This window comes from Inquilinus sp. KBS0705 (genome assembly GCA_005938025.2).
Taxonomy (GTDB): domain Bacteria; phylum Bacteroidota; class Bacteroidia; order Sphingobacteriales; family Sphingobacteriaceae; genus Mucilaginibacter.
Window position 1 is genome coordinate 214,336 of record VCCI02000004.1, and the last position, 21,313, is coordinate 235,648.

17 protein-coding genes are annotated in these 21,313 nt (G+C 43.3%); 8 read left to right on the forward strand and 9 right to left on the reverse strand.

Annotation, left to right across the window (positions count from 1 at the left end; genetic code table 11):
• Positions 1–275: 275 nt before the first annotated feature.
• Positions 276–527, forward strand: coding sequence for a hypothetical protein (locus FFF34_017655; protein TSD63417.1), 252 nt, complete (start codon positions 276–278; stop codon positions 525–527).
• A gap of 20 nt (positions 528–547) precedes the next feature.
• Here FFF34_017655 and FFF34_017660 read toward each other — a convergent pair whose 3' ends face one another.
• Positions 548–1,726: an acyl-CoA dehydrogenase gene (locus FFF34_017660; GenBank protein TSD63418.1), complete on the reverse strand. Its 1,179-nt coding sequence runs from the start codon at positions 1,724–1,726 to the stop codon at positions 548–550.
• 169 nt (positions 1,727–1,895) lie between these two features.
• Between FFF34_017660 and FFF34_017665 the strand changes: the two genes are divergently transcribed.
• The gene (locus FFF34_017665) at positions 1,896–2,414 is read left to right on the forward strand and encodes a DinB family protein (GenBank protein TSD63419.1); all 519 of its coding nucleotides are present in this window, start codon (positions 1,896–1,898) and stop codon (positions 2,412–2,414) included.
• Between the two features lie 131 nt (positions 2,415–2,545).
• On the opposite strand, the gene FFF34_017670 is transcribed toward FFF34_017665, so the two are convergent.
• Both FFF34_017670 and FFF34_017675 read right to left on the reverse strand, forming a co-directional pair.
• Positions 2,546–3,847 (reverse strand): alpha-L-fucosidase, encoded by a 1,302-nt coding sequence (locus FFF34_017670; GenBank protein TSD63420.1) that lies wholly within the window; start codon positions 3,845–3,847, stop codon positions 2,546–2,548.
• 9 nt (positions 3,848–3,856) lie between these two features.
• Positions 3,857–4,186, reverse strand: a complete 330-nt coding sequence (locus tag FFF34_017675; protein TSD63421.1) for an L-rhamnose mutarotase — start codon at positions 4,184–4,186, stop codon at positions 3,857–3,859.
• Positions 4,187–4,305: 119 nt separating this feature from the next.
• Between FFF34_017675 and FFF34_017680 the strand changes: the two genes are divergently transcribed.
• Both FFF34_017680 and FFF34_017685 read left to right on the forward strand, forming a co-directional pair.
• Positions 4,306–4,821, forward strand: coding sequence for a GNAT family N-acetyltransferase (locus FFF34_017680; GenBank protein ID TSD63422.1), 516 nt, complete (start codon positions 4,306–4,308; stop codon positions 4,819–4,821).
• Between the two features lie 65 nt (positions 4,822–4,886).
• A complete protein-coding gene (locus FFF34_017685; protein TSD63423.1) occupies positions 4,887–7,451 on the forward strand; it encodes a phospholipase C, phosphocholine-specific in 2,565 nt (854 codons plus the stop codon).
• A 222-nt stretch (positions 7,452–7,673) separates the two neighbouring features.
• Here FFF34_017685 and FFF34_017690 read toward each other — a convergent pair whose 3' ends face one another.
• Positions 7,674–9,338, reverse strand: coding sequence for a glycosyl transferase (locus FFF34_017690; protein TSD63530.1), 1,665 nt, complete (start codon positions 9,336–9,338; stop codon positions 7,674–7,676).
• Between the two features lie 139 nt (positions 9,339–9,477).
• On the opposite strand from FFF34_017690, the gene FFF34_017695 reads away from it, so the two are divergent.
• Genes FFF34_017695 through FFF34_017705 form a run of 3 tightly spaced genes read left to right on the forward strand, consistent with a single transcriptional unit; the run spans position 9,478 to position 12,014 of the window.
• Positions 9,478–10,335, forward strand: a complete 858-nt coding sequence (locus tag FFF34_017695; GenBank protein TSD63424.1) for an esterase family protein — start codon at positions 9,478–9,480, stop codon at positions 10,333–10,335.
• A gap of 51 nt (positions 10,336–10,386) precedes the next feature.
• Positions 10,387–11,283 (forward strand): MBL fold metallo-hydrolase, encoded by an 897-nt coding sequence (locus tag FFF34_017700; GenBank protein ID TSD63425.1) that lies wholly within the window; start codon positions 10,387–10,389, stop codon positions 11,281–11,283.
• Positions 11,284–11,297: 14 nt separating this feature from the next.
• Positions 11,298–12,014 (forward strand): hypothetical protein, encoded by a 717-nt coding sequence (locus tag FFF34_017705; protein TSD63426.1) that lies wholly within the window; start codon positions 11,298–11,300, stop codon positions 12,012–12,014.
• 95 nt (positions 12,015–12,109) lie between these two features.
• Here the strand turns inward: FFF34_017705 and FFF34_017710 are convergent, their stop codons facing one another.
• The 5 genes from FFF34_017710 to FFF34_017730 form a co-directional block, all read right to left on the reverse strand.
• Entirely contained in the window at positions 12,110–12,595 is a 486-nt protein-coding gene (locus FFF34_017710) for a hypothetical protein (GenBank protein ID TSD63427.1), read from the reverse strand.
• Positions 12,596–12,658: 63 nt separating this feature from the next.
• On the reverse strand, positions 12,659–14,545 hold the full coding sequence (locus tag FFF34_017715; protein TSD63428.1) for a DUF3857 domain-containing protein: 1,887 nt from the start codon (positions 14,543–14,545) through the stop codon (positions 12,659–12,661).
• Between the two features lie 51 nt (positions 14,546–14,596).
• On the reverse strand, positions 14,597–16,783 hold the full coding sequence (locus tag FFF34_017720; protein ID TSD63429.1) for an acylase: 2,187 nt from the start codon (positions 16,781–16,783) through the stop codon (positions 14,597–14,599).
• Between the two features lie 789 nt (positions 16,784–17,572).
• Positions 17,573–18,658: a DUF3810 family protein gene (locus FFF34_017725; GenBank protein TSD63430.1), complete on the reverse strand. Its 1,086-nt coding sequence runs from the start codon at positions 18,656–18,658 to the stop codon at positions 17,573–17,575.
• 114 nt (positions 18,659–18,772) lie between these two features.
• Positions 18,773–19,288 carry a DUF2911 domain-containing protein gene (locus FFF34_017730; protein ID TSD63431.1) on the reverse strand — a complete coding sequence of 172 codons (516 nt, stop codon included), beginning with the start codon at positions 19,286–19,288 and terminating at the stop codon, positions 18,773–18,775.
• Positions 19,289–19,636: 348 nt separating this feature from the next.
• Between FFF34_017730 and FFF34_017735 the strand changes: the two genes are divergently transcribed.
• The gene (locus FFF34_017735; protein ID TSD63432.1) at positions 19,637–21,286 is read left to right on the forward strand and encodes a hypothetical protein; all 1,650 of its coding nucleotides are present in this window, start codon (positions 19,637–19,639) and stop codon (positions 21,284–21,286) included.
• The last annotated feature ends 27 nt before the right edge of the window (positions 21,287–21,313 follow it).

Genomic DNA, 21,313 nt, shown 5'->3' on the forward strand with positions numbered 1-21,313 from the left:
GTTTGATGGCGTTTTTTGTAAATAATACAGAATATAATTCGGCATCAAGTACAGGAATGGTATTCACAATAGAAAAGTTTTACTAGCTAATAATTGCCTGTTTAGGCCTGATGAATGGTTGCCGAATAACGAATATTATTAGAATGCCAATATCTGGAAAGTGCTTGTTTTATTTTGAGATTTTTTCGTCGCTGCTGTGTGGCAGATTCCATTAAATTCGTTATTTTTCCACTGTGGTCAATCACCAATATAACAAAAAAACACCATATAAAAAAATGAAAACAGACATTTACACAAAAGTAATACTAACAATTATTGCCGTAGCACTAACGCTTAACCTGGTAAAAAGCACTATTACCCCCGCTATGGCCGACACCAAAAAGTATGTTACCCTGCCGGTGAATGCCGACGGCAGCATCAACGTACACGTAAGCAAATTGGATGGCCCAATGGATGTGAACATCAAAAATGTAGACCCACGTGCCTTCTATTATGTACAGCCAATACCGGTAAAGGTTAATCAGTAAGCGTATACCTTACCCGCTATTTATTTCAGTACCTCACGGCTAATTACTATCTTCTGTATCTCGGAGGTGCCCTCGCCGATGGTACACAGCTTGGCATCGCGGTAGTACTTTTCTACCGGGAAATCCTTAGTATAGCCGTAACCGCCAAATATCTGCACCGCCTCGTTTGCGGTACGCACAGCTACTTCTGATGCAAAGTACTTAGCCATAGCCGACTGCTTGGTAACCGGCAGGTGCCTGTTTTTTAAATCGGCGGCTTGCATTATCAATAGTTCGGCAGCTTCTATTTCGGTAGCCATATCGGCCAGTTTAAAGGCTATACCCTGAAAATTACTGATAGGCTGCCCAAACTGGTGCCGCTCTTTTGAATAGGCTACGGCAGCCTCAAACGCGCCTTTGGCAATACCTAATGACAGCGCAGCGATAGATATTCGCCCGCCATCCAAAACCTTCATAGCCTGTTTAAAACCTTCGCCTTCGGCACCTAACAGGTTCGCTTTGGGCACACGGCAATTATCGAAAATCATTTCGGTAGTTTCGGAGGCGCGCATGCCCAGCTTGTTCTCTTTTTTACCGGCGCTAAAACCCGGTGTGCCGCGCTCTATTACCAGGGCCGATATCCCTTTTGAGTCGCCCTTTTCGCCGGTGCGCACCATTACGACTGCCAAATCGCCCGATTTACCGTGGGTTATCCAGTTTTTAGATCCGTTAACAATATAATGGTCGCCATCTAATACGGCGGTAGTTGCCATACGCATCGCATCAGATCCGGTGTTAGCTTCGGTCAATCCCCATGCACCTAACCACTCGGCAGTAGCCAGTTTGGGTAACCAGCGTTGCTTTTGCTCCTCGTTAGCAAAGGCCAATATATGCCCCGTGCATAATGAGTTGTGTGCGGCAACCGATAACCCGATAGAGCCACAAACCTTGGCTATTTCTACAATAACAGTAACATACTCGGCATAGCCAAAACCCGACCCGCCATACTCCTCTGGAACCAGCACGCCCATCATGCCTTGCTCCCCTAATTGTTTAAACAACTCTAAGGGGAAGTGTTGCTCCTCGTCCCACTGCATTACATTTGGCCTGATATGCTTTTCGGCAAAATCCTTAGCCATTTGCCCAACCATTTTTTGGTTGTCGCTTACAGAAAAATCATAGCCGGCTGTCGGCAGGTTATCGGTTAATAAAGTATCCATTTAATGGGTTTTAATTGGTGCTGTAAAACTAATCATAATAAGTCAATTTACTATGCATGCATAGTAAATAAGTTTTTTACCGCCTTTTTGTTTTTTATATTTTTCTGCTGACATAGGGCTGTCACTACGCGGTGGTTACTTTGGATTATTAACCAAACACGAAAACGTTATGACATTGATCAATTATTTCCTGAAACAACTCAACGAGGAATCAGAAACCACCCGCAAAATGCTACAGATAGTGCCAAATGATAAATACGATTGGGCGCCGCATCCAAAAAGCATGAACATACAAACACTGGCTACCCACATTGCCGAGCTGCCTACCTGGATAACCTTGGCCTTAACTACCGAGGAACTGGATTTTGCAGCCAACGATTACGCCCAGAAAAACGTAAGCGATACAGAGGCTTTACTAGCTTTATTTGAACAGTCGGTAATTGATGGCCGCAGCAAATTGGTACCCGAAAATGAAAGCCTGTTGAACGAAACATGGACCATGCGCAATGGCAACCAGGTTTATATAAAATGCAGTAAGGAAGATCTGATACGCATCACCCTATCACAAATTATTCACCATAGGGCGCAATTGGGTGTATACCTGCGCCTGTTAAATATCCCTATCCCTGGCAGCTACGGCCCAAGTGCCGATGAACAGTTTGAAGTGATAGAAGTGTTGGAGGAATAAAACCTGGCACACGAGTTCTATATCGTCATTGCGAGGCACGAAGCAATCTCCAAACTTTGCTAATCACTTGCATGTGCAGAGATTGCTTCGTGCCTCGCAATGACGGTTAATTACAACATGCGATTAATTGATTAATTCATCGTCAGCTTCACCACTGTATCATCCGGATCGAGTGCCAGGCCCGATGTGTAGATAAACAACCCTTCGGGTACTTGTTTATACTTTACCGCGCTGCCATCGCTTAACAGGGCTGCTTTGGCAACCTTGCCTTTTAACTGCGGTATAAAAATATACGGCTCGCTTTGCGGTTGGGTAATGTGGGCGTACATGGTTTTGTTGTTTACCGTAACTACACCCCATGGTTGCGGCGGTATGCCACTGCCGCGTGTGCCATAAATGCTTTCGCCATTCTTTTTAACCCATGCGCCAACAATAGCCAGTGTATCGGTAAACTCACTTTGTATTTTACCATTAGGCATTGGGCCAATGTTAAGCAAAAAGTTGGCATTGCGGCCTGCCGCGTTAACCAGGTAATGGATGATCTGTTTTGATGTTTTAAAGCTTCTGTCGTTAATATTAAAGCCCCAGCTGTTATTTATGGTTTCGCAGGTTTCCAGCGGCAAAGCGCCAATTTTCGATTCGGCACTAAAGCCGGTTGTATTGTTGCCCGGCAGGTCCTTTTCAAACATCTGGAAATCCTCGCCATCCTTAACCGCTTTATGATGGTTATTACCTACCATAATGGCAGGGTTTAACTTATGTATAAGCCCGTAAATTTCATCGTAGTGCCAGTTTACATCTGCGCGCTCCCAATCACCATCAAACCATATCCCTTTTACACCGGGGTATTTGGTTATCAGCTCGGTTAGCTGGTCTTTCATAAATTTAATATAGCTGTCCCAATCTCCTTTTACAGGCTTGCCGTTAACAATAGGGCTGCCAAAAGCATAATCGGGCCTGCCCCAATCCAATAACGAATAGTAAAAATGCAGCTCTATCCCTTCCTTTTCGCACTCCTTTGCCAGCTCCATCAATGGGTCTTTATGGTAAGGCGATGCATCAACAATATTATAAGGCGACATTTTGGTAGCAAACATGCTAAAACCATCGTGGTGGCGCGATGTAATGGTAATGTATTTCATGCCCGCGTTTTTGGCAAAAGCAACCCACTCCTTGGCGTTAAATTCCTGCGGATTAAAAAATCCGGCCAGGCGCTTATAGCTATTATAAGGAATATGCTTATCGTGCATCACCCATTCACCATCGCCCAAAATACTGTATATGCCCCAGTGAATAAACAGGCCAAATTTCATATCCTGAAATTTTTGCCGCTGGGCCAGGTTTTCGGCAGTTGGGGTGTAGGTACCCTGCGCGGCAAGGCGGCTAACGGCAAATACGCCAAACAGTGCAATAAGGATGAGTTGCTTTTTCATATCAGCATGTTATAGTTGAAATATTTTATCCATTAAAACCCACTTTTCGCCGGCAAGCGCACCTTTTACAGGCTGCTGGTATTTCCACATCAGGGTTTCCCATTCCTGTACCTTTGGGTTGGCCGCATCCATTGCCCCTTTTTTCTCGAAGCTAAAATCGGCGGTGGTTTCCATTATCATAAACAGCCGCACATTGTAGCGGTATATTTGCATGCTGCTAATACCTGCGCTGGTAATGCTTTCTAAAATTTCGGGCCATACCGCCTCGTGATAGGCCTCGTATTCGGCTATTAAGGCCTCGTCATCTTTCAGATCAAGCGTTAAGCAATATCTTTTCATAGTAAACAATAGTTATACAAAGAAATAAATGTTTGGCCTAAAAACAATAGTGCCGGGCGTTTAATTTATGGCATATTTTGCTTTAATTGCAGTATGCTTGCCTATATTACCCTTAACCCATGACCGATACGCTATTTGAATCTGCCAGCCTTGCCACTAGGCGTTTTAACACCGGCGATAGTGCCTTTATTTTTGAATTACTGAATACCCCTGCATGGAAAAAATTTATTGGCGACCGCGGCATACACACCATGCAGGATGCTACTGATTATATTATAAACTCGCCGCTGGCCAGTTACGCTAAAAATGGCTATGGCGGCTGGCTGGTTACGCTAAAAGATACCATGCAGCCCATTGGCATGTGCGGTCTGTTTAAACGCGACTACCTGGATGGGCCCGACCTTGGCTTTGCCTTTTTACCCGAGTTTGAAGGGCGGGGCTACGCTTACGAGAGCACCATGGCTGCTATAGCGCATGTGCGCAGCAATTATAATATTACAGGTTTATACGCCACTACCATGCTGGCCAACGCCCGATCGCGCAAATTGCTTGAACGTTGCGGCTTTATGCATAAAGGCACGCTGGCTATACCTAATGTAGATGATTCGAGCATGTTGTACTATCTTAGTTTATAAAAGCGTAACATAACCTTTACCCTGCATATACCATAAGTTAAACACGGTTTGATATTTTTAGCCCCATGTTAAATACCCGCAGAGATTTCTTAAAAAAAGCAGCCTTGTTAACCGGCGCGGCAGGGCTATCGGGCATGTTGCCTGCATCTATACAAAAAGCAATGGCTATTAACCCTGCACCCGGCAGCACCTGGATGGATGCCGAGCATGTGGTGATACTGATGCAGGAAAACCGCTCTTTCGACCATTGCTTTGGCTCGTTAAAAGGAGTGCGGGGCTTTAACGACCCACGAATTATTGATCTGCCTAATAAAAACCCGGTGTGGCTGCAATCAAACCGCATGGGCGAAACTTACGCGCCGTTTCACCTGGATATTAACAACACCAAAGCCACCTGGATGAACTCGTTACCGCATAGCTGGAGCAACCAGGTAAATGCCCGTAATGATGGCAAATTTGACCAATGGCTTAACGAAAAAAGATCGGGCCACCCCGATTATAAGAATATGCCCTTAACGCTGGGCTTCCATAAGCGCGAAGACCTGCCTTTTAACTATGCGCTGGCAGATGCCTTTACCGTGTGCGACCAAAATTTTTGCTCGTCGTTAACCGGCACTACGCCAAACCGCCATTATTTGTGGAGCGGCACCATCCGTAAAGATCAAAATGAAAATTCGAAGGCCAATGTTTGGAACGAGGATGCCGACTTTGGCACTTTAGACTGGACAACCTTCCCCGAGCGGTTAGAGGATAACGGCATATCGTGGAAGTGCTACCAAAACGAGCTATCGGTAGGGGTTGGTTTCGAGGGCGAAGAGGATGCCTGGCTATCCAACTTTACCGATAACAACCTGGAGTTTTTTAAACAGTTTAATGTAAGGCTGCACGATAAGCACGTGGCCTACCGCAAAAAACAGCTAACCGTTTTACCGGGGCAAATAGCTGCAACGCAAGCCAAGATAGATGCCTTGCCTACGGATGATGCCAAATTAAGGCCGCTTAAAAAACAATTGAAACAATTACAGGCCGAACTGGACGATATTAAAAACAACCCCCAGCTATTAGCCGATGGTGCGTTTGACAAGTTGAGTGAGCGCGAAAAAAGCCTGCACCTAAAAGCCTTTAATACCAATAAAGCCGACCCGCATCACCGAACGCTGGCTACGCTAAAATATAACGACAATGGCGTAGAGCGCGAAATGCAGATACCCAAAGGCGATGTTTTATATCAGTTTAGGGATGATGTAGAAAGCGGGGCCTTGCCAACCGTATCGTGGCTTACCGCGCCCGAAAACTTTTCGGACCATCCCGGCGCGCCATGGTATGGTGCCTGGTATGTATCAGAGGTGTTAGACATCCTTACCAAAAACCCCGAGGTATGGAAAAAAACCATCTTTATTTTAACCTACGACGAGAACGATGGCTATTTTGACCACATCCCGCCGTTTGTTGCGCCACACTCGCATAAACCGGGCACAGGTAAGGTATCTGACGGTATTGATACCCGTGTAGAGTTTGTAACGCTTGAGCAGGAACTGGCCCGCGAAGGCTTCCCTACCAAGTATAACCGCGAAAACGCCATTGGCCTGGGCTTTAGGGTGCCTATGGTTATCGCATCGCCATGGAGCCGCGGCGGGTATGTAAATTCCGAAGTGTTCGACCATACCTCTACCCTGCAATTTTTGGAAACTTTCTTGTCTAAAAAAACCGGTAAGCCCATAAAAGAAACCAACATCAGCGATTGGCGCCGTACAGTTTGCGGCGACCTTACATCGGTGTTTCGCCCCTACAACGGCGAAAAAATTACCGTACCAACTTTTTTGCAAAAAGATGAAACGCTGGAGGGTATACACAAGGCGCAATTCAAAAAAGACCCGTCGAATTTTAAAAATTTAAGCGCTGAAGAGATAGAGCAGATCAAAAAAGACCCGTATAGCTCGCCGTATATGCCGCAGCAGGAAAAAGGTATTAAACCCGCCTGCGCCCTGCCTTACGAAATGTATGCCGATGGCAAGTTGAGTGCAGATAGATCTTCATTCGAGATGAAATTTCATAATGGTAACGGGGTATTTGGCAAGCAAACAGCCGGAGCGCCGTTTAACGTGTATGCACCGGGCAAATACGCCGCGTTTAACAACCCGCAAACTATGGAAGATGTGCGTACATGGAGTTATGCGCTTACCGCCGGCGATACCATTACAGACGCATGGCCACTTGCCGAATTTGAAAATAGCCAATATCACCTGCGCACCTACGGCCCCAACGGTTTTTACCGCGAATTTAAAGGCGATGCTAAAGACCCGCTTATAAACACCGCTGTTACCTACCAGGCCATAAATAAAAAACTAACCGGAAACATTGAGGTACAACTGACCCTACCCGATAACAGCCACCAGTACAGCGTTGAGGTGATTGATAACGCCTATAAAAACGGCAGCCACCAGGTAATATTGGCAGGTAACTTAAAGGTTGCCGGGCCGGTATTGCTTAACCTGCATAAAAGCCATGGCTGGTACGATTTCAGCATTAAAGTAAAAGGCTACGGTAATTTTGAGAAACGATATGCCGGCCGTGTAGAAACCGGTAAAGACACCTACACCGACCCATTAATGGGTGGGGTTATCGTTTAAAAATAACGCATCCACCCGCTATAACCTTTTTGCCGCGCTGATAATGAATTACCAGGTATTCATTATCAAGTGCGTTTTTTGTTTTAATCACTAAACGTTGTCAAAAAAGCTAACAGCCGCGGATGAATGCGCCTCATAAGATCAGGCAGTCCTTATCCTCACCTTAAATATATTACGGCACAAGGCTTGTAAGTGCTACAGCTAAACCTAAAAAATATCCAATTATTTAATTATAACTACCTGCATAATAGTTACTTGTTTGGCGCGCGTAGCCTTGTTTAAAAAATCGACACTAAGCCGCGATATCCAATACCGTTCAAACTGCGCAAGGTGTTCAACAGGGCGGCCTTTGGCAACAGCCGACACAGCATCCTTCGGGCCGTAAAATATAAAGGGCGTGGCGGGCAAGGGGCCTGTTCCGTCTGCATTAAGCATGGTTAGCGGGGTGTTTAAATAAAACTCCATGGGGTATGGGTTATCATCCTGACTTTGTACTACGGGTAGTCTGGCAGGGTTATGCCTGTTTATATATACGGCGGCCTCGCTTCCGGCCTGGTATTTAAGCAGCGACGGATAAAAGGCCAGGTTAAGGTACAGGTTAACAATTACGGCTACGATCGCCGTGCGGAATGCCGTTTGGCGGAAATCTGTATCAGCAAAATTGCCAGGTATAATAAACAACAGGGCCAGCCATATAGCCAGTGTAAGCCCCACATGCCAGGTAAACTCGTCTGCCCTAAAGTAGTATTGCAGTACTGCTATAATAATTATTAACAAGCCGGCTATTATCAATTGCATCCACCTTATTATCCTGATGTTCTTTACGGATTGTAAGCCGTATAGATATTGCGCGGTTATAATGGCAAAAAACGGGAACACGATATTCAAATAATGCGGTAACTGAAACTTTGAGGCCGAAAACAGCAAAAAAGTAAGCAGTCCGCCGCTTATGCACAACCACTCGCGGCTATTTACATTGCGGATGCCTGTTCTTATAAATTGGTAAACAGCCGCAAACAACAGTAAGGACCATGGCAAAAAGGCCCACAACGTAGTATGTATAAAAAAAAACGGATCGCCATTGCCTTTAATGGGGCCGGTATTAAAAAACCGCCCAAACTGGCTGTCCCAAAAAAAGAATTTGATACCCGATACCGCTTTTTGCCCAAATACCACCTTTTCGGGGTGTGCATCAAACTGTTGGTACAGGCAATAAATTTCGGGTAGTATAAATATACCTATGAGTATTGCTGCCAATAGCCAGCTCAGGTTAAAAAGTGTCTTCCATTGCTTGGTAATGGCCAGGTGCCCTACTATGGCACCGCCAATAGGCACTAATGCAAACATTCCCTTTGTCATGATAGCGCAGGCGGCAAACAAGCTGCCTAATACCAATTGCATCAAATTATTACGGATATAGGCATTATAATAATAATATACCGATGCGATAATGAGGCCTGTTAAATACGGTTCGGCGCGTACATCGTTGTTAGATAAGATGATGTGCTGCGCGGTAAGCAATATCAATACCGCCCATAAAGCGATTTCTTTGGTATACAATTTTTTGGCAAGCAAATAGGTATAGGCAGCACCCATCAGCATAAATAAAATACCGGGCAGCTTATAAGCCCATGTTGTAATACCAAACACCTTAAACGATATTGCCGACATCCAAAACGGGAAATGCGGTTTATCCAGCCAGTCGGTTTGGTGTACAAATAGTTGCACATAGTCGTTGCGAAGCACCATGGTTTTGGCAATGGTAGCATACAAAGCACCGTCGGGGCCTATAATTGGGATGAACAGGGCTGTAAAATTGAGCAGCACAGCTACACCTATAAACAGGTAAAGCCATTTGATGCGGTAAATTTGAGGTGTAGCGCCCATGTATTTGGTAAAGTTAAACAGATGCATAAATAATTTATCCGTCTGCTTAAAAAAAGCTGAAAGGCATTTCGTTTTTTATTCTTAAATTTATCCTGCTATGCAATAAACCCCAATTGCACTTAACCAAATAAACCCTTTCATGAAAAAATTAGTAATTGTATTGCTGCTGCTATGCCCCGTTGTTATGCTTGCGCAAACCGGTAAGGTATACGATAATTTAACGCTAAACAGTAAAATTTTAAAAAGCGAACGCAAGTTTGCTATTTACCTGCCGCCCGATTATGAAACATCGGGCCGCAGTTACCCGATACTGTACCTGTTACATGGCGCCGGCGACGACCAAACCGGCTGGGTGCAGTTTGGCGAGGTGTTAAATATAACCGACAAGGCCATTAAAGATGGCACTGCAACCCCTATGATAATTGTTATGCCCGATGCCAATACAGGCACCCGTGGTTATTACAACGATATAAAAGGCAACTGGAACTACGAAGATTTCTTTTTTACGGAGTTACTGCCTTATGTTGAAAAGAAATACCGTGTAAAAAGCGAAAAGCGTTTCCGCGCGGTGGCAGGGCTTTCTATGGGCGGCGGCGGCAGTTTTATATACGCGCTGCATCACCCGGAATTGTTCTCGTCTGCATGCCCATTGAGTGCGGCAACAGGCTTTTTAACGCTTGATGATGCCCGTACTGCCATAAACAAAAATAACCCCGGCCTGGCAGATAGTACCATAACCAACTATTATAATAAGTACAGCGTATTACCTTTAATAAATGCCATGCCCGATGCGCAAAAGAAAGCCGTGCGCTGGTTTATGGATGTGGGTGATGACGACTTTTTATACGAAGGCAACGGCTTGGTGCATAACCTGATGCGTAAAAAAGAAATACCGCATGAATACCGCGTGCGCGATGGTGCCCATAACTGGACCTACTGGCGCACATCGTTGCCGGTAGTGCTGGAGTTTGTTACGCAGGCATTTCATCAGTATTGATAGTATTTTAACTTCACCAATGATCATCCAACATCAATTAATATACAAATTATGGAACGCAGAAAATTTTTAACCAATACCGCTATAGCCGCGGGCTCGTTGGCCCTGTTAAGCAATAAAAGCTTTGCAAGTATGCTTAGCATGCCCGACTATAAATTAACCCCGCTACGTAACAACGTAGGTATTTTTACCGAACAAGGCGGCACAATAGCCTGGCTGGTAAATAAAGAAGGTATTGTTTGTGTTGATGCCGAATTCCCTGACCCGGCCGCGCACTTAATAGCAGAACTAAAAAAGCAATCGGACAAGCCTTTTGAGTGGCTGATAAATACCCACCACCACGGCGACCATACTGCCGGGAATATATCGTTTAAAGGGGTTGCCAAAAAAGTTGCAGCACATGCCAACTCGTTAACCAACCAAAAGGCATCGGCGGCGGCGCAAAAATCAGAAGATAAGCAGCTTTACCCCGATACCACCTACACCGATAAATGGAAAATCAAGGTGGGCGACGAGCATATATCTGCCCATTATTTTGGCCCTGGCCATACTAACGGCGATAGCTTTATCCATTTTGAAAATGCCAATATTGTGCATTGCGGCGACCAGGTATTTAACCGCCGCTACCCTTATATTGACCGTAGTGCAGGCGCATCATGCAGGCATTGGATAGTAGCTTTAGAAAGCGCGCAGAAACAGTTTAATAAAGATACCCTGTTTGTTTTTGGCCATGCCTACGACCCTGTAAAAGTTACCGGTAATATGGCCGATGTAAAGCTGATGCAAAACTTTATGGAAAACCTGGTAGCCTTTGTTGAAAGCAGCATAAAGGCCGGCAAAACCAAAGAGGAAATATTGGGTACAAAAGCTATCCCCGGCGTAACCGAGTGGCAGGGGGATGGTATTGAGCGTGGCTTAACCGCAGCATATGAAGAATTAACCGCCTGATAAACACCCCGACAATGAAAATATTTCCTTTTGCCCTGCTTGTGTTATTTAGCTTTTCGCCACCAAAAGGGCTCACCTCGACAGAAGTGGTAAAAAAGATGTATAACCGCTATCATGGTAAGTGGCATACATCATTGGCGTTTAACCAAACTACGGGTCGTTACCGTAACGATAGCCTTATACGCACCGAAACCTGGCACGAGCGCATTATTTATCCCGATTTACTGCGGATAGATTTCGGAGACGAAACATTAGGTAATGGTGCAATTTACAAGGGCGATTCGTTGTTTGTATTTCGCAACCATAAGGTACTGCAGGCCACTAAGGGCGAGAATGAATTGATCTTTTTTTTAGGCGGCATTTATTTTAAGCCTTACGAGCAAGTGATCAGTCATTTTGCCGATCTGCACATAGACCTGGCCAAGTTTCATGAAACTACCTGGAAAGGCAAGGCTGTATACGTTTTAGGAGCCGATGCCGATGGTGATAAACTTACCCAGCTTTGGATAGATAAAGATATGCTGGTGCCTGTGCGTTACTTTAAATACGACAAGGACCTTAAAGAAGAGGTGACTTTTGAGGACCAGCAAAAGCTAAATAATGGCTGGAGCGAAACCAATTGCAAGTTTTATATTAATGACAAGCTGCTGCAAACCGAAAGCTACCATAATTTGGTTACTAACCCGGTTATTGACAAAAGCGTGTTTGATGCAAAACTAATAGGGAAATAATTATATCCGCCTCGTTAAATTCAGAATTTTGACGAGGCGGTATATACAATCGATGTCTTTATTTAAGGGATAATGCTTTAACAGCGTTTTGGCACTTAATACCCTACAAATTCTTTTTGTTTTACCTCTACTGATGCAGTGTTTTCGGTAGTGCTGATGTACATAGATACGTGGTAAAATTCGTTATCAAAAACGTAGATGTTGTTAGTGGCATCCATCCCCTGGAATTTCATTATTAACCGGCTACGGCGTGCCTGGCCTATCATATTTACCACATGTTGCGGGTCGCGTGTGGTATAGCTTACTGTGCGCAGTATGGTGCCGTTGGCCAACTTAATGTTTTTGCCTACCGTAACCGTTTGCTCGGCCACCTTAGGGTTTAGCGTTTTAAAATGTTCAATTTTGTTGCCGTCTATTTCCTGTATGTATAGTTGCTTAAAATTGCCACCAAGGGTAAGGTAGTTGTGCGCCTCTCCATCGCTAAGGTTAGTTAAGTTGGTAAGATCAAAAAACGATATATTTTGCGCGTTAGCGGCTAAGCGAAGGCAAAAGAACAGCAGGAGTAAAAAATACTTTTTCATTATGTTGGGGTAAAGCAAATATAGGCTTTTATGTTATTTTTTTCAACATCCTAATTATCAGCCTTATCCTTTCTTTAAAACTATTTGTTCGTTAAGCATTTCGTACATCTTTTTATAAAATGCGCGCAGTTCGGGGTATTCGTCCCTTGTGTACTTGGTTTTTTTAAAATCTATAATATAATGCATAACTACCGCTCCTTCCATTTCGCCAATTACCCGCTTAAACGAAATGCTGTTATCGCCCATAACCACATTAAGCGATTTTGGCAGCACATCAACCTTATAACCTGCCGGCACTTTATACCTGGCGTTTATAGAATATATATTAGGGAAAATAAAGTCGATATCTGACAAACGTTTTTCGCTTAAAAAAGGATTTACACTTAAGCCTGTAAACAAATTGCTACTTAAAAAAATATAATTCTCATCCGAGCCTGTTAATTCCAGTTTAAATTTAAAATCTTCGCGCAATGGCAGGGTGTCAACCTCCATATTCATCATTTTATAGGCGCTTATATCCAGGTTATTATTGTTCTCTTTAATCGTCTCGTCAAGGTACTTTTTCTCACCAAGTTTATCATATGTAACCAGCTTTGAAATTCGCTTATAATTAGAGCTGCTTAATTGCACATCCCCCTCTAACTTACCATCTGGCTTAATGTCGCCATTTATTAAAACAAACTCCTTAGATGCTACCCCTGTTTTAAATTTAAGCAAACCCGAACTCATGTAACCATCTTCTATTGGTAACATATTTAGGCCTAATAGTTCATAAGGTGTATCCGAGTAGGTGTTATATTTACCTGACGCATCCAGTATATAAAAATTGAGCGAATCAATAGCTACCCGCACTACACTTTTGTTAATTCGTCCAAAACTTGGGTTATCAGTTTCAAGTTCGCCGTTATCGCGGGTGCCTAAAGCAAGTAAAGTAGGCTTTACATCAGCGCGTTTTAAAAAATGATATAGCAGCAGGTTTATTTCGGTGGAGTTACCGGTTTTCTTTTGCCATACTTTTTTAAGGCCCTCGTTACTATACCATTGATCGATGTTGTTCCACTTTATAGTGTTTTTAATAGTATTGAACAAAAAGGCTATTTTCTCATCTTTCGTGCTTAATTCGTTTGCATCATTAATTAATTGAGCCTCATTGTCAAGTGGCAAATCCAATTGTTTGCCATAATCTTCATCAGCCAACATCCGGAGAGCCACGCCTGTCCATGAAAAATATGAGGTATTTGGCCTGAAATATACACTTTGCAAGTTATCTTCAATAGAGTTCATATATGCCTCTAATCTGAACCCTGGTATTTTGGTTAAAACCCATTTATGATATATATCGCCTGCTTTATAAGTGGTGTCAATAACAGGATGCTGAGTTAGCTTTCTAATAATATTAAAGTGATAGTTATATATGAAAGCGCCGTTAAATGCGCTATACCGGGTTGGTATCATATCCTGAAACACCCAGTTAGGGTAATTATAAGGCACCGATGTTTTCCAGGTATATTTAACCTCGATAACAGAACCTGACTTTACGTTTGGGAAAGCAAAAATAATAGCCCGTGTATCCTTATCTACCTTTTGAGAGTACATCAGTTTTTTATCTATAACCGTACGTTCAATTTTGTTACCGTTTAAGTTGATGGTTTCTGCCTCTACATCTTTAATATCTTCATAACCCTTTAAAAAGGTAAGTTTTACGTTGGCAAGTTCCAGGCTTTTATCGTTGAATATCTTTACCCTTTTATGCCGCTCCATTACAATATCAAACCGATTATTATACTTGACGGTAGCTACATTAAACAGCACCATTGCATTTGCTTCTTTTTCAAAATCGCAAGCAGTCATTTTTAGGTCGGCGGTATCGATTTGGCCGAATAAAGCCGTTTGAGCTTTAACATTAATAGTTAGGCCAACCATTAAAAGCAGGAAGTAAAGTTTCTTCAAATCAATAAGATTAACAGGTGCACTAATTTATAATAATTAGCTGCAATAAATTTATGGATGATAAGTTTTTTCGGCGTGTTTTAATACATCTGCTTTATAAAATAGTACATCTTTAAACTTGCCATCTATATATCCCTGTGCCTGGTCGGTAAAGTGCTTGGATGCTGCATTAAAAGAGCTGCCGCCGGTAACAATTGTTTTGGCAATTACCTTCGGCCCAAACTCAACAGCCGCTATAAAGCTATTCCCCGAGAAGCCATAGCGCTTTTGCGTACCCGGCATCACACGGCTTTGATATGATGGCAATTGCCCAAATAACGATGAGGTAGACCCTACAGGCAAACTTGGTGCTTTATCATCAAAGGTTTGCCCATCGGCCGGGCGTTGGTAGCGGTTAATATCGCCCCATTGCACCTGCCATGTGCCATAGCGCTTAGTTAAGCCATCAACAGCCTGTTTAAGAAACAACAGCGTAGCCTTATCGGGCATATCTTCCAGCATTTCGCGTACACGTTTTACTTGGTAGCTGGCTTCCTGCGGCTTACGTGGCGCAGGTACTGTACGAAGCATTAATGTACCCCACTCTACCGCCAGGGTTGTTGCTACCGAGTTTGCTGCCGAATGCTTGTCCCAACTTTCCAATAAGGCAACGGGCTGTGCCAGTTGTTGCCGCAGGCTATCGGGCGCATTGGTATAGGCATTAATAAGCGGTGGCAGCAGGTCGTTAAAAATGCTCAGATATTTATCATAGCCTTTGGCTATCAACTCGTCAAGCGTTAAGTTTTTAGCGTTTTTTAGCAGGTTTATGGCGTTTATACCTCTATAATTTTCGCCGTCGGGTGCCATATAGGCCGGATAACTATCCTTATCGGGGCTGGCCGATCCTGAAGATGTGAATGGGGTTGAATTACAGTTTTGTATCCACCCGGTTGCAGGGTTGTATACATGCACTATCTCGTCAAGCGAATGCACGCCTTTCCATTCTGTGGCAGATGTTGTACCATCAACAGGAAGCGCCCAATTGTATTTTACATCTCGTTTAGGCATAAAGTTACCGTTCCAAAAAGCGATGTTGCCTTTATCGTCAGCATAAACCGTGTTATTACTGGTGTTTGATAATAAATTCATCGCCTTTTTGTATTCATCAAAGCTATTGGCCTTGGTGATTAACCACGACTCCAGCAAAGCTTTGTACGAGCGGTTGTTATGCTTAAGCGCCAGCCATTTACCGCCTTGCGCGGCTATTACCGGGCCATGTTGTGTATAATAGCCGGTAATGTTTTGTTCTGTTAATTTCCCATTCTGGTTAACTTTCATTACCAGCTTACGGGTAGTAACCGGTTTTAGTTGGCCGTCATATTCGTAAAACCAGCTGCCGTCCTTTTTAACTATTTTTTCGGCGTACAGGTCGCCTACATCGGCATAGCTGCTGGTATGCATCCAGCCGCAATTCGCGTTAAAGCCCTGGTAAATAAAAAACTGGCCCCAGGTAACCGCCCCATAGGCATGCAGGCCCTCATCGCTATTTAAGCCTACTTCGCTGCGGAAATAAAAGGGAACATGCGGATTGATATACAGCATTGCATGCCCCGTTGCAGATTTTGATGGTGCAATGGCAAAGCCATTTGAACCAATTTCACGTTCCTGCATATTATCAATCACAGGTGCCGATTGATGTATACTACCTAATTTCTCGCTCCCGCCATTGTAAAATGCCTTGGTCTGATCGGGTGTGATGTTGCCTGTTTCGGTAGCTGCAACGCTGCCATCGGTAAACATAAGGGCAAACCAGGGCTTAAACCGTTTAAAAACCAATGGTTTAACCTCGGGATGCTGGTATAAGTAATAGTTTATACCATCGGCAAAGGCATTCATCAGCTTTTTAAAATATGGCGAGCTTTGGTTGTAATCTTTTATGGCATCGGCACTATCGGCTATTAATTGCAGCTGTACATCTTCGTATAAGGCGGCTTCGCCGGTGGCCTCGCTTTGGCGGCCAAGCTGGTACAGGTAGTTTTTTTCAATACCCTTAAAATTGTCTTCGCATTGGGTATACATCAGGCCAAATACCACAGCTGCATCGGTTTTAGCATAAATATGCGGTACGCCGTAATCGTCGCGTATAATGGTAACGGCTTTGGCCTGTTGTTTATATCTGCTTATTTCGGCCGGGGTATACTTTTGTGCCCATACAAACAACGGAAGCATCATTACCCAAATATAAAACAGCTTTTTCATGATATAGACTTGATTATTAATAATTCATCCCAATTTAATAATTATTTGCACATGCATCCATAATCAAAATCCTTAACCCCTCAAATAATTGATATACAGCAAGTTTAAACTATCAATTTGTACGAATAATAGTGCAGGCCGTAGCTAAAAGCATTCAGTATACCTTTTTATTAAACGCTGTAATCCGATTGTATTTTAATAGTCTTATTACCAATAATAACAGGTTGATAAACTTTGATATGCAATCATATTATATATAAGCGCCAACTTTAACGCTTTTTTAAATTTTGAGCTTAAATGTACCCTGATTTGCATTAAAATGGCTTTTTATCAAAACAGAAACAGCTTTTTTGGGATATTTTTTATAAAAGTGTATTTTATTTTAATCCGATTGTAATATTTTAGGTATTTTAAACGTCATATTGACAATAAATTATTAAACAGGTTATTCATTGTGTATATTTGACACTTTAATAACCATCCAAAGGTTTGGGTATGTTTTTTGCAATTATGCACTATATACCATCCAAATTTGACATAGTTAGCCGCTAGGGTTATCATTATAAAGAGCTTAAGTATACTGCATGTTACTTGAGGTTTAGTTGATCAATATCATTTGAGAGATGATGTTGTAGTGCGTTCCGGGGTGAGATACGGAACGCATTTTTTTGCTAAAAAACAGGCTTCCTCTATTCTTTCTTCCGCTATAAATTATTCCACTTTTTTGCGGGTGCTGCTATAAAATTTTCGTTTATTTTGTTGGTGGTAGGTTAACCAATATAATAAAAATTATTCGTTTTTCCTATACATCGCCATAATTAATGACACCATCCGGTTGTAAGTTTCCAGTCCTTCGGGCTGGTTATTGGCCTTTAAAAACTTGTCGTAAAAAATACTGGTCACCACTTCTATCCGGCTTTGGTACGATTGCCAATACAAGCGCTCGGTTTTAAAGTCGGCCAATACAGCCGGCGAAATTTTAGCCTTTAGCTGATGAAAGCTTACCGTATCGGCCATGCGCACACTAAACATAAACTCCTCTACGGCCAGGTAATAGGCCGAGTACCGTAGCAGCCTGTCTTTAGCTGATGTGGCGGCTATATACCCTGCAAAGTTAGCTTCGTCCTCGGGGCCGTAACCCATTTGGTGCGACATTTCGTGGCAGGCCACAAAGGGGCGGTTAAAAACCGGCATTTGGTAATTAAGCTGTGCTTCGGTTGTGAACGGGTTGTAGTAGCCCGATGTACTGATGTAGTTAAGCAGCGGGGTAAGCAGCGACGGCTTTATACCCGGGCTATACGTTTTGTAATCGCCCGAGCGGCCCGAAAGACTCAACACCGCCCTTACTGCCCGATGGTAAATGGTATCGTTGGGTTGGGCAAGGTCGGCATGGGTAACGCGCGACCGGGTGATATTGGCACTATCTATAAGTATTTGGGTAACACGTTGCAGTTCGGCGGTAGTGTAGGTGGTATCTGGCAAGTGTAACCGCTCGGCAGCCGAAGGCCTGAAGTAATTCATCCCCCAAAAAACATAAAAAGCAATTATTGCCGCCTGCAGCCCTATAATAAGCTTTATGCTCAACATACCGGCTTCTGTAAACCGCTTTTTAAAAAGCAACTTTAACAGTTTTATAGTGGCATATATCAAATAGGCAATAACCAGCAAGTATACAACATCGCCAACACTAAAGGGGAATATATTGAGCACCGGATGCAACAGCCGGCATATAACAGGGTACAAGCCCTGCGAGTAATACCGCTCGACCGCGAGGGGGTGATCTGCAAAAAGCATCAACATAAAAATGGCCAATGCAAGCAGGGCTATTACAGCCGCCTTTACCGCCCATATATTGTTACATAAACGTTTAAACATGCGCTGTAAATATATACATGATAACCCATAAGCAAACCTTAACCTTTAAATAATTACAGCGCACAAAAAAGCCCCGCGATAAACGCGAGGCCTTTTTAAATTTATATTGGCAACTTATTTTACCGATACCGGTACAGACAGTTTATCCCAGTTTAACGAGAAACCTTTTGCGCTTGTTTTATACACCAGGTGCTCGCTCATAGGTGCGGCTACAGGCTTTACAGTTACGCGTAAAGCATCCTGGCTGGCGTCGTATTTAAAGGCACCCCATTGCTTGGCCACTTTGTTAAAAATGATAGTCCAGGTGGTTGCGGTTGGTATGGCAAAGAAGCCGTAAGTGCCGGCAGGTAGTTTTTTACCTTGTACCATAATATCTTTGCTGGTGGTAAATACAGTAGCCTCGTTTGCACCTGTGCGCCAAACCTGGCCAAAAGGCACCAGTTCGCCGTATATTTTGCGGCCTTTAACCGATGGGCTGCCATAGTTAATACTGATCTTGGCGCCATTGATAGTTGTGCTGATACTATCGCGCGGGCTTTCTACCTTTTTGGCTTGTGCCGATGCGATAGTGGTAAACAGAATAGCGAAGGCAAATAACATCGCCGATTTAAATAAAATTGAGTTTTTCATTTTAGTTTTTAATTGGTTTAATGGCATAAATATATACCGATTTTTAGTTGTGGACAAATATGCCCCGCATATTACCTCAATTAAACTCATGAGTTGTAAAAAAATTGCAGTCAATTTTTTGTGGCGCCTAAAACCTTCTTTCAATCAGCCTGTTATTGTATTTGAAAATCACATTGCAGTTAGGAATTGACCGAAAGGTTAAACAATTGTTGTGAGTTTTTGGCCCTCCGGTTTTTTAAGCCGGAGGGTTTTTATTATCCGTACTTTTTAAGCAGGCCCGCTCCAAACTATTTTAATTGCAATAAGCCTATATTTGCTTTAATAAACAGCCGCACCTTAGTATACACCATGGCCATTAATTACAAACCGTACTACCTGCTATTGCTTATTTTGGCGCTGGTGGTAAATGTTATTGGCATTAATAACGGCTTTTTTGCCGACGACCCGGGCCTTTATGCATCGCTTGCCAAAAACATGGTTTACAGGCGTGATGTTTTGCAACTATTTACCTATGGGCAAGACTGGCTGGACAAACCCCACTTTCCGTTTTGGGCCGCTTATGTAAGCTTTAAGCTATTTGGTATAAGTGTGTGGGCCTACCGCCTGCCGGCTTTGTTGTTTTTTTTACTGAGCTGCGTTTATGTTTACCTTTTTACCCGCAGGTTTTATACTAAAGAGATCGCCCTAACGGCTGTTTTAATAGTAATGACCACGCAGCACATCATTCTATCGAACGTTGATGTGCGTGCCGAACCTTATTTAATGGCCTTTATTATTGGCAGTATATATCATATTGCGCGCCTGCACGCCCGGTTTTCGGTAAAGCACATGGTGTTGGCGGCGCTGCTTACCGCCTGCGCCATCATGACCAAGGGCATATTTGTTATAGCGGCAATTTATGGTAGCCTACTTGGTCAGCTTATTTTTGAGGGGCAATTTTTACAGCTTTTTAAGGCAAAATGGTGGCTGCTGTATTTACTCACCTTTATTTTTACCCTGCCGGAATTTTACGCGCTGTACATACAGTTTGATATGCACCCCGAAAAGCTGGTTTTCGACAGGCATAATGTATCGGGCATACGTTGGTTTTTGTGGGATAGCCAGTTTGGGCGTTTTGCCAACACCGGCCCTATAAAACATGCGCCGGGCAGCGTTTTCTTTTTTTTACATACCATGCTATGGGCCTTTGCACCCTGGTGCCTGCTGTTTTACCTGGCCGTATTTTATAAATTAAAAAGCATTTGGCAAAAGGTAAAGCTGCCCGAATATTATACTTTAAGCGGTGGTTTGCTGTTGCTGGCCTTGTTCTCGCTGTCTAAGTTCCAGCTGCCGTTTTACCCTAATATTTTATACCCACTATTTGCTATTGTCACTGCCCCGCTTTGTTATGCAGCGCTATCGGCCAGGGGGCATGTACTACGGCAAATTAGCTTACTGGCCTATGCTATTTTGTTGCCGCTGGCCATTATTGCCTTGTATATATTATCCAAACCGGCCGGTAGCCTGTTATTGGTGGTTGATACAGTATTGTTTGGCAGTATGGTAATATTGCTATACATAAAGGTAAAACAAGCCCGGCTACGCCTGTTTATGTTTACCTGCTGCGCCGTATTATTTGCTAATTTTTATTTAAGCACCGTGTTTTTTAAAACGGTGGCCCACTACAATGGCGAAATAAGCGCGGCAGAATACATTAACCAAAACACCACTGCAAACACGCCCGTTTACACGATAAGGTTATCAAATAATGTGTTCCAGTTTTATTGTAACAGGCCGGTAGCATTTGTACCTGCAGAGGGCTTTGCAAGCACCCACACCCCGACAGGGGCGCTGTTTTTTGTTAACCAGGCATCAATGGATATGTTGGTACAAAAGCATGCTGCTTTTACGGTAGTAAAGGCCTTTGAAAACTACCCGCACGAAAACATTTTGCCCGCCTTTATTAATAGCGCTACCCGTTATAAGGTGTTAGATAAGGCATACCTCATCAGTAAATAACCGGTTAACAAAAAAGGCAAGGGATTT

Excerpts from the sequence above, each read along its gene's own strand:
- FFF34_017725 (TSD63430.1), bottom strand. The coding sequence starts at position 18,658 with ATGTTTAAACGTTTATGTAACAATATATGGGCGGTAAAGGCGGCTGTA.
- FFF34_017665 (TSD63419.1), top strand. The coding sequence starts at position 1,896 with ATGACATTGATCAATTATTTCCTGAAACAACTCAACGAGGAATCAGAA.
- FFF34_017735 (TSD63432.1), top strand. The coding sequence starts at position 19,637 with ATGGCCATTAATTACAAACCGTACTACCTGCTATTGCTTATTTTGGCG.
- FFF34_017690 (TSD63530.1), bottom strand. The coding sequence starts at position 9,338 with ATGGGCGCTACACCTCAAATTTACCGCATCAAATGGCTTTACCTGTTT.
- FFF34_017680 (TSD63422.1), top strand. The coding sequence starts at position 4,306 with ATGACCGATACGCTATTTGAATCTGCCAGCCTTGCCACTAGGCGTTTT.
- FFF34_017655 (TSD63417.1), top strand. The coding sequence starts at position 276 with ATGAAAACAGACATTTACACAAAAGTAATACTAACAATTATTGCCGTA.
- FFF34_017685 (TSD63423.1), top strand. The coding sequence starts at position 4,887 with ATGTTAAATACCCGCAGAGATTTCTTAAAAAAAGCAGCCTTGTTAACC.
- FFF34_017670 (TSD63420.1), bottom strand. The coding sequence starts at position 3,847 with ATGAAAAAGCAACTCATCCTTATTGCACTGTTTGGCGTATTTGCCGTT.
- FFF34_017705 (TSD63426.1), top strand. The coding sequence starts at position 11,298 with ATGAAAATATTTCCTTTTGCCCTGCTTGTGTTATTTAGCTTTTCGCCA.
- FFF34_017695 (TSD63424.1), top strand. The coding sequence starts at position 9,478 with ATGAAAAAATTAGTAATTGTATTGCTGCTGCTATGCCCCGTTGTTATG.
- FFF34_017675 (TSD63421.1), bottom strand. The coding sequence starts at position 4,186 with ATGAAAAGATATTGCTTAACGCTTGATCTGAAAGATGACGAGGCCTTA.
- FFF34_017730 (TSD63431.1), bottom strand. The coding sequence starts at position 19,288 with ATGAAAAACTCAATTTTATTTAAATCGGCGATGTTATTTGCCTTCGCT.
- FFF34_017660 (TSD63418.1), bottom strand. The coding sequence starts at position 1,726 with ATGGATACTTTATTAACCGATAACCTGCCGACAGCCGGCTATGATTTT.
- FFF34_017720 (TSD63429.1), bottom strand. The coding sequence starts at position 16,783 with ATGAAAAAGCTGTTTTATATTTGGGTAATGATGCTTCCGTTGTTTGTA.
- FFF34_017710 (TSD63427.1), bottom strand. The coding sequence starts at position 12,595 with ATGAAAAAGTATTTTTTACTCCTGCTGTTCTTTTGCCTTCGCTTAGCC.
- FFF34_017700 (TSD63425.1), top strand. The coding sequence starts at position 10,387 with ATGGAACGCAGAAAATTTTTAACCAATACCGCTATAGCCGCGGGCTCG.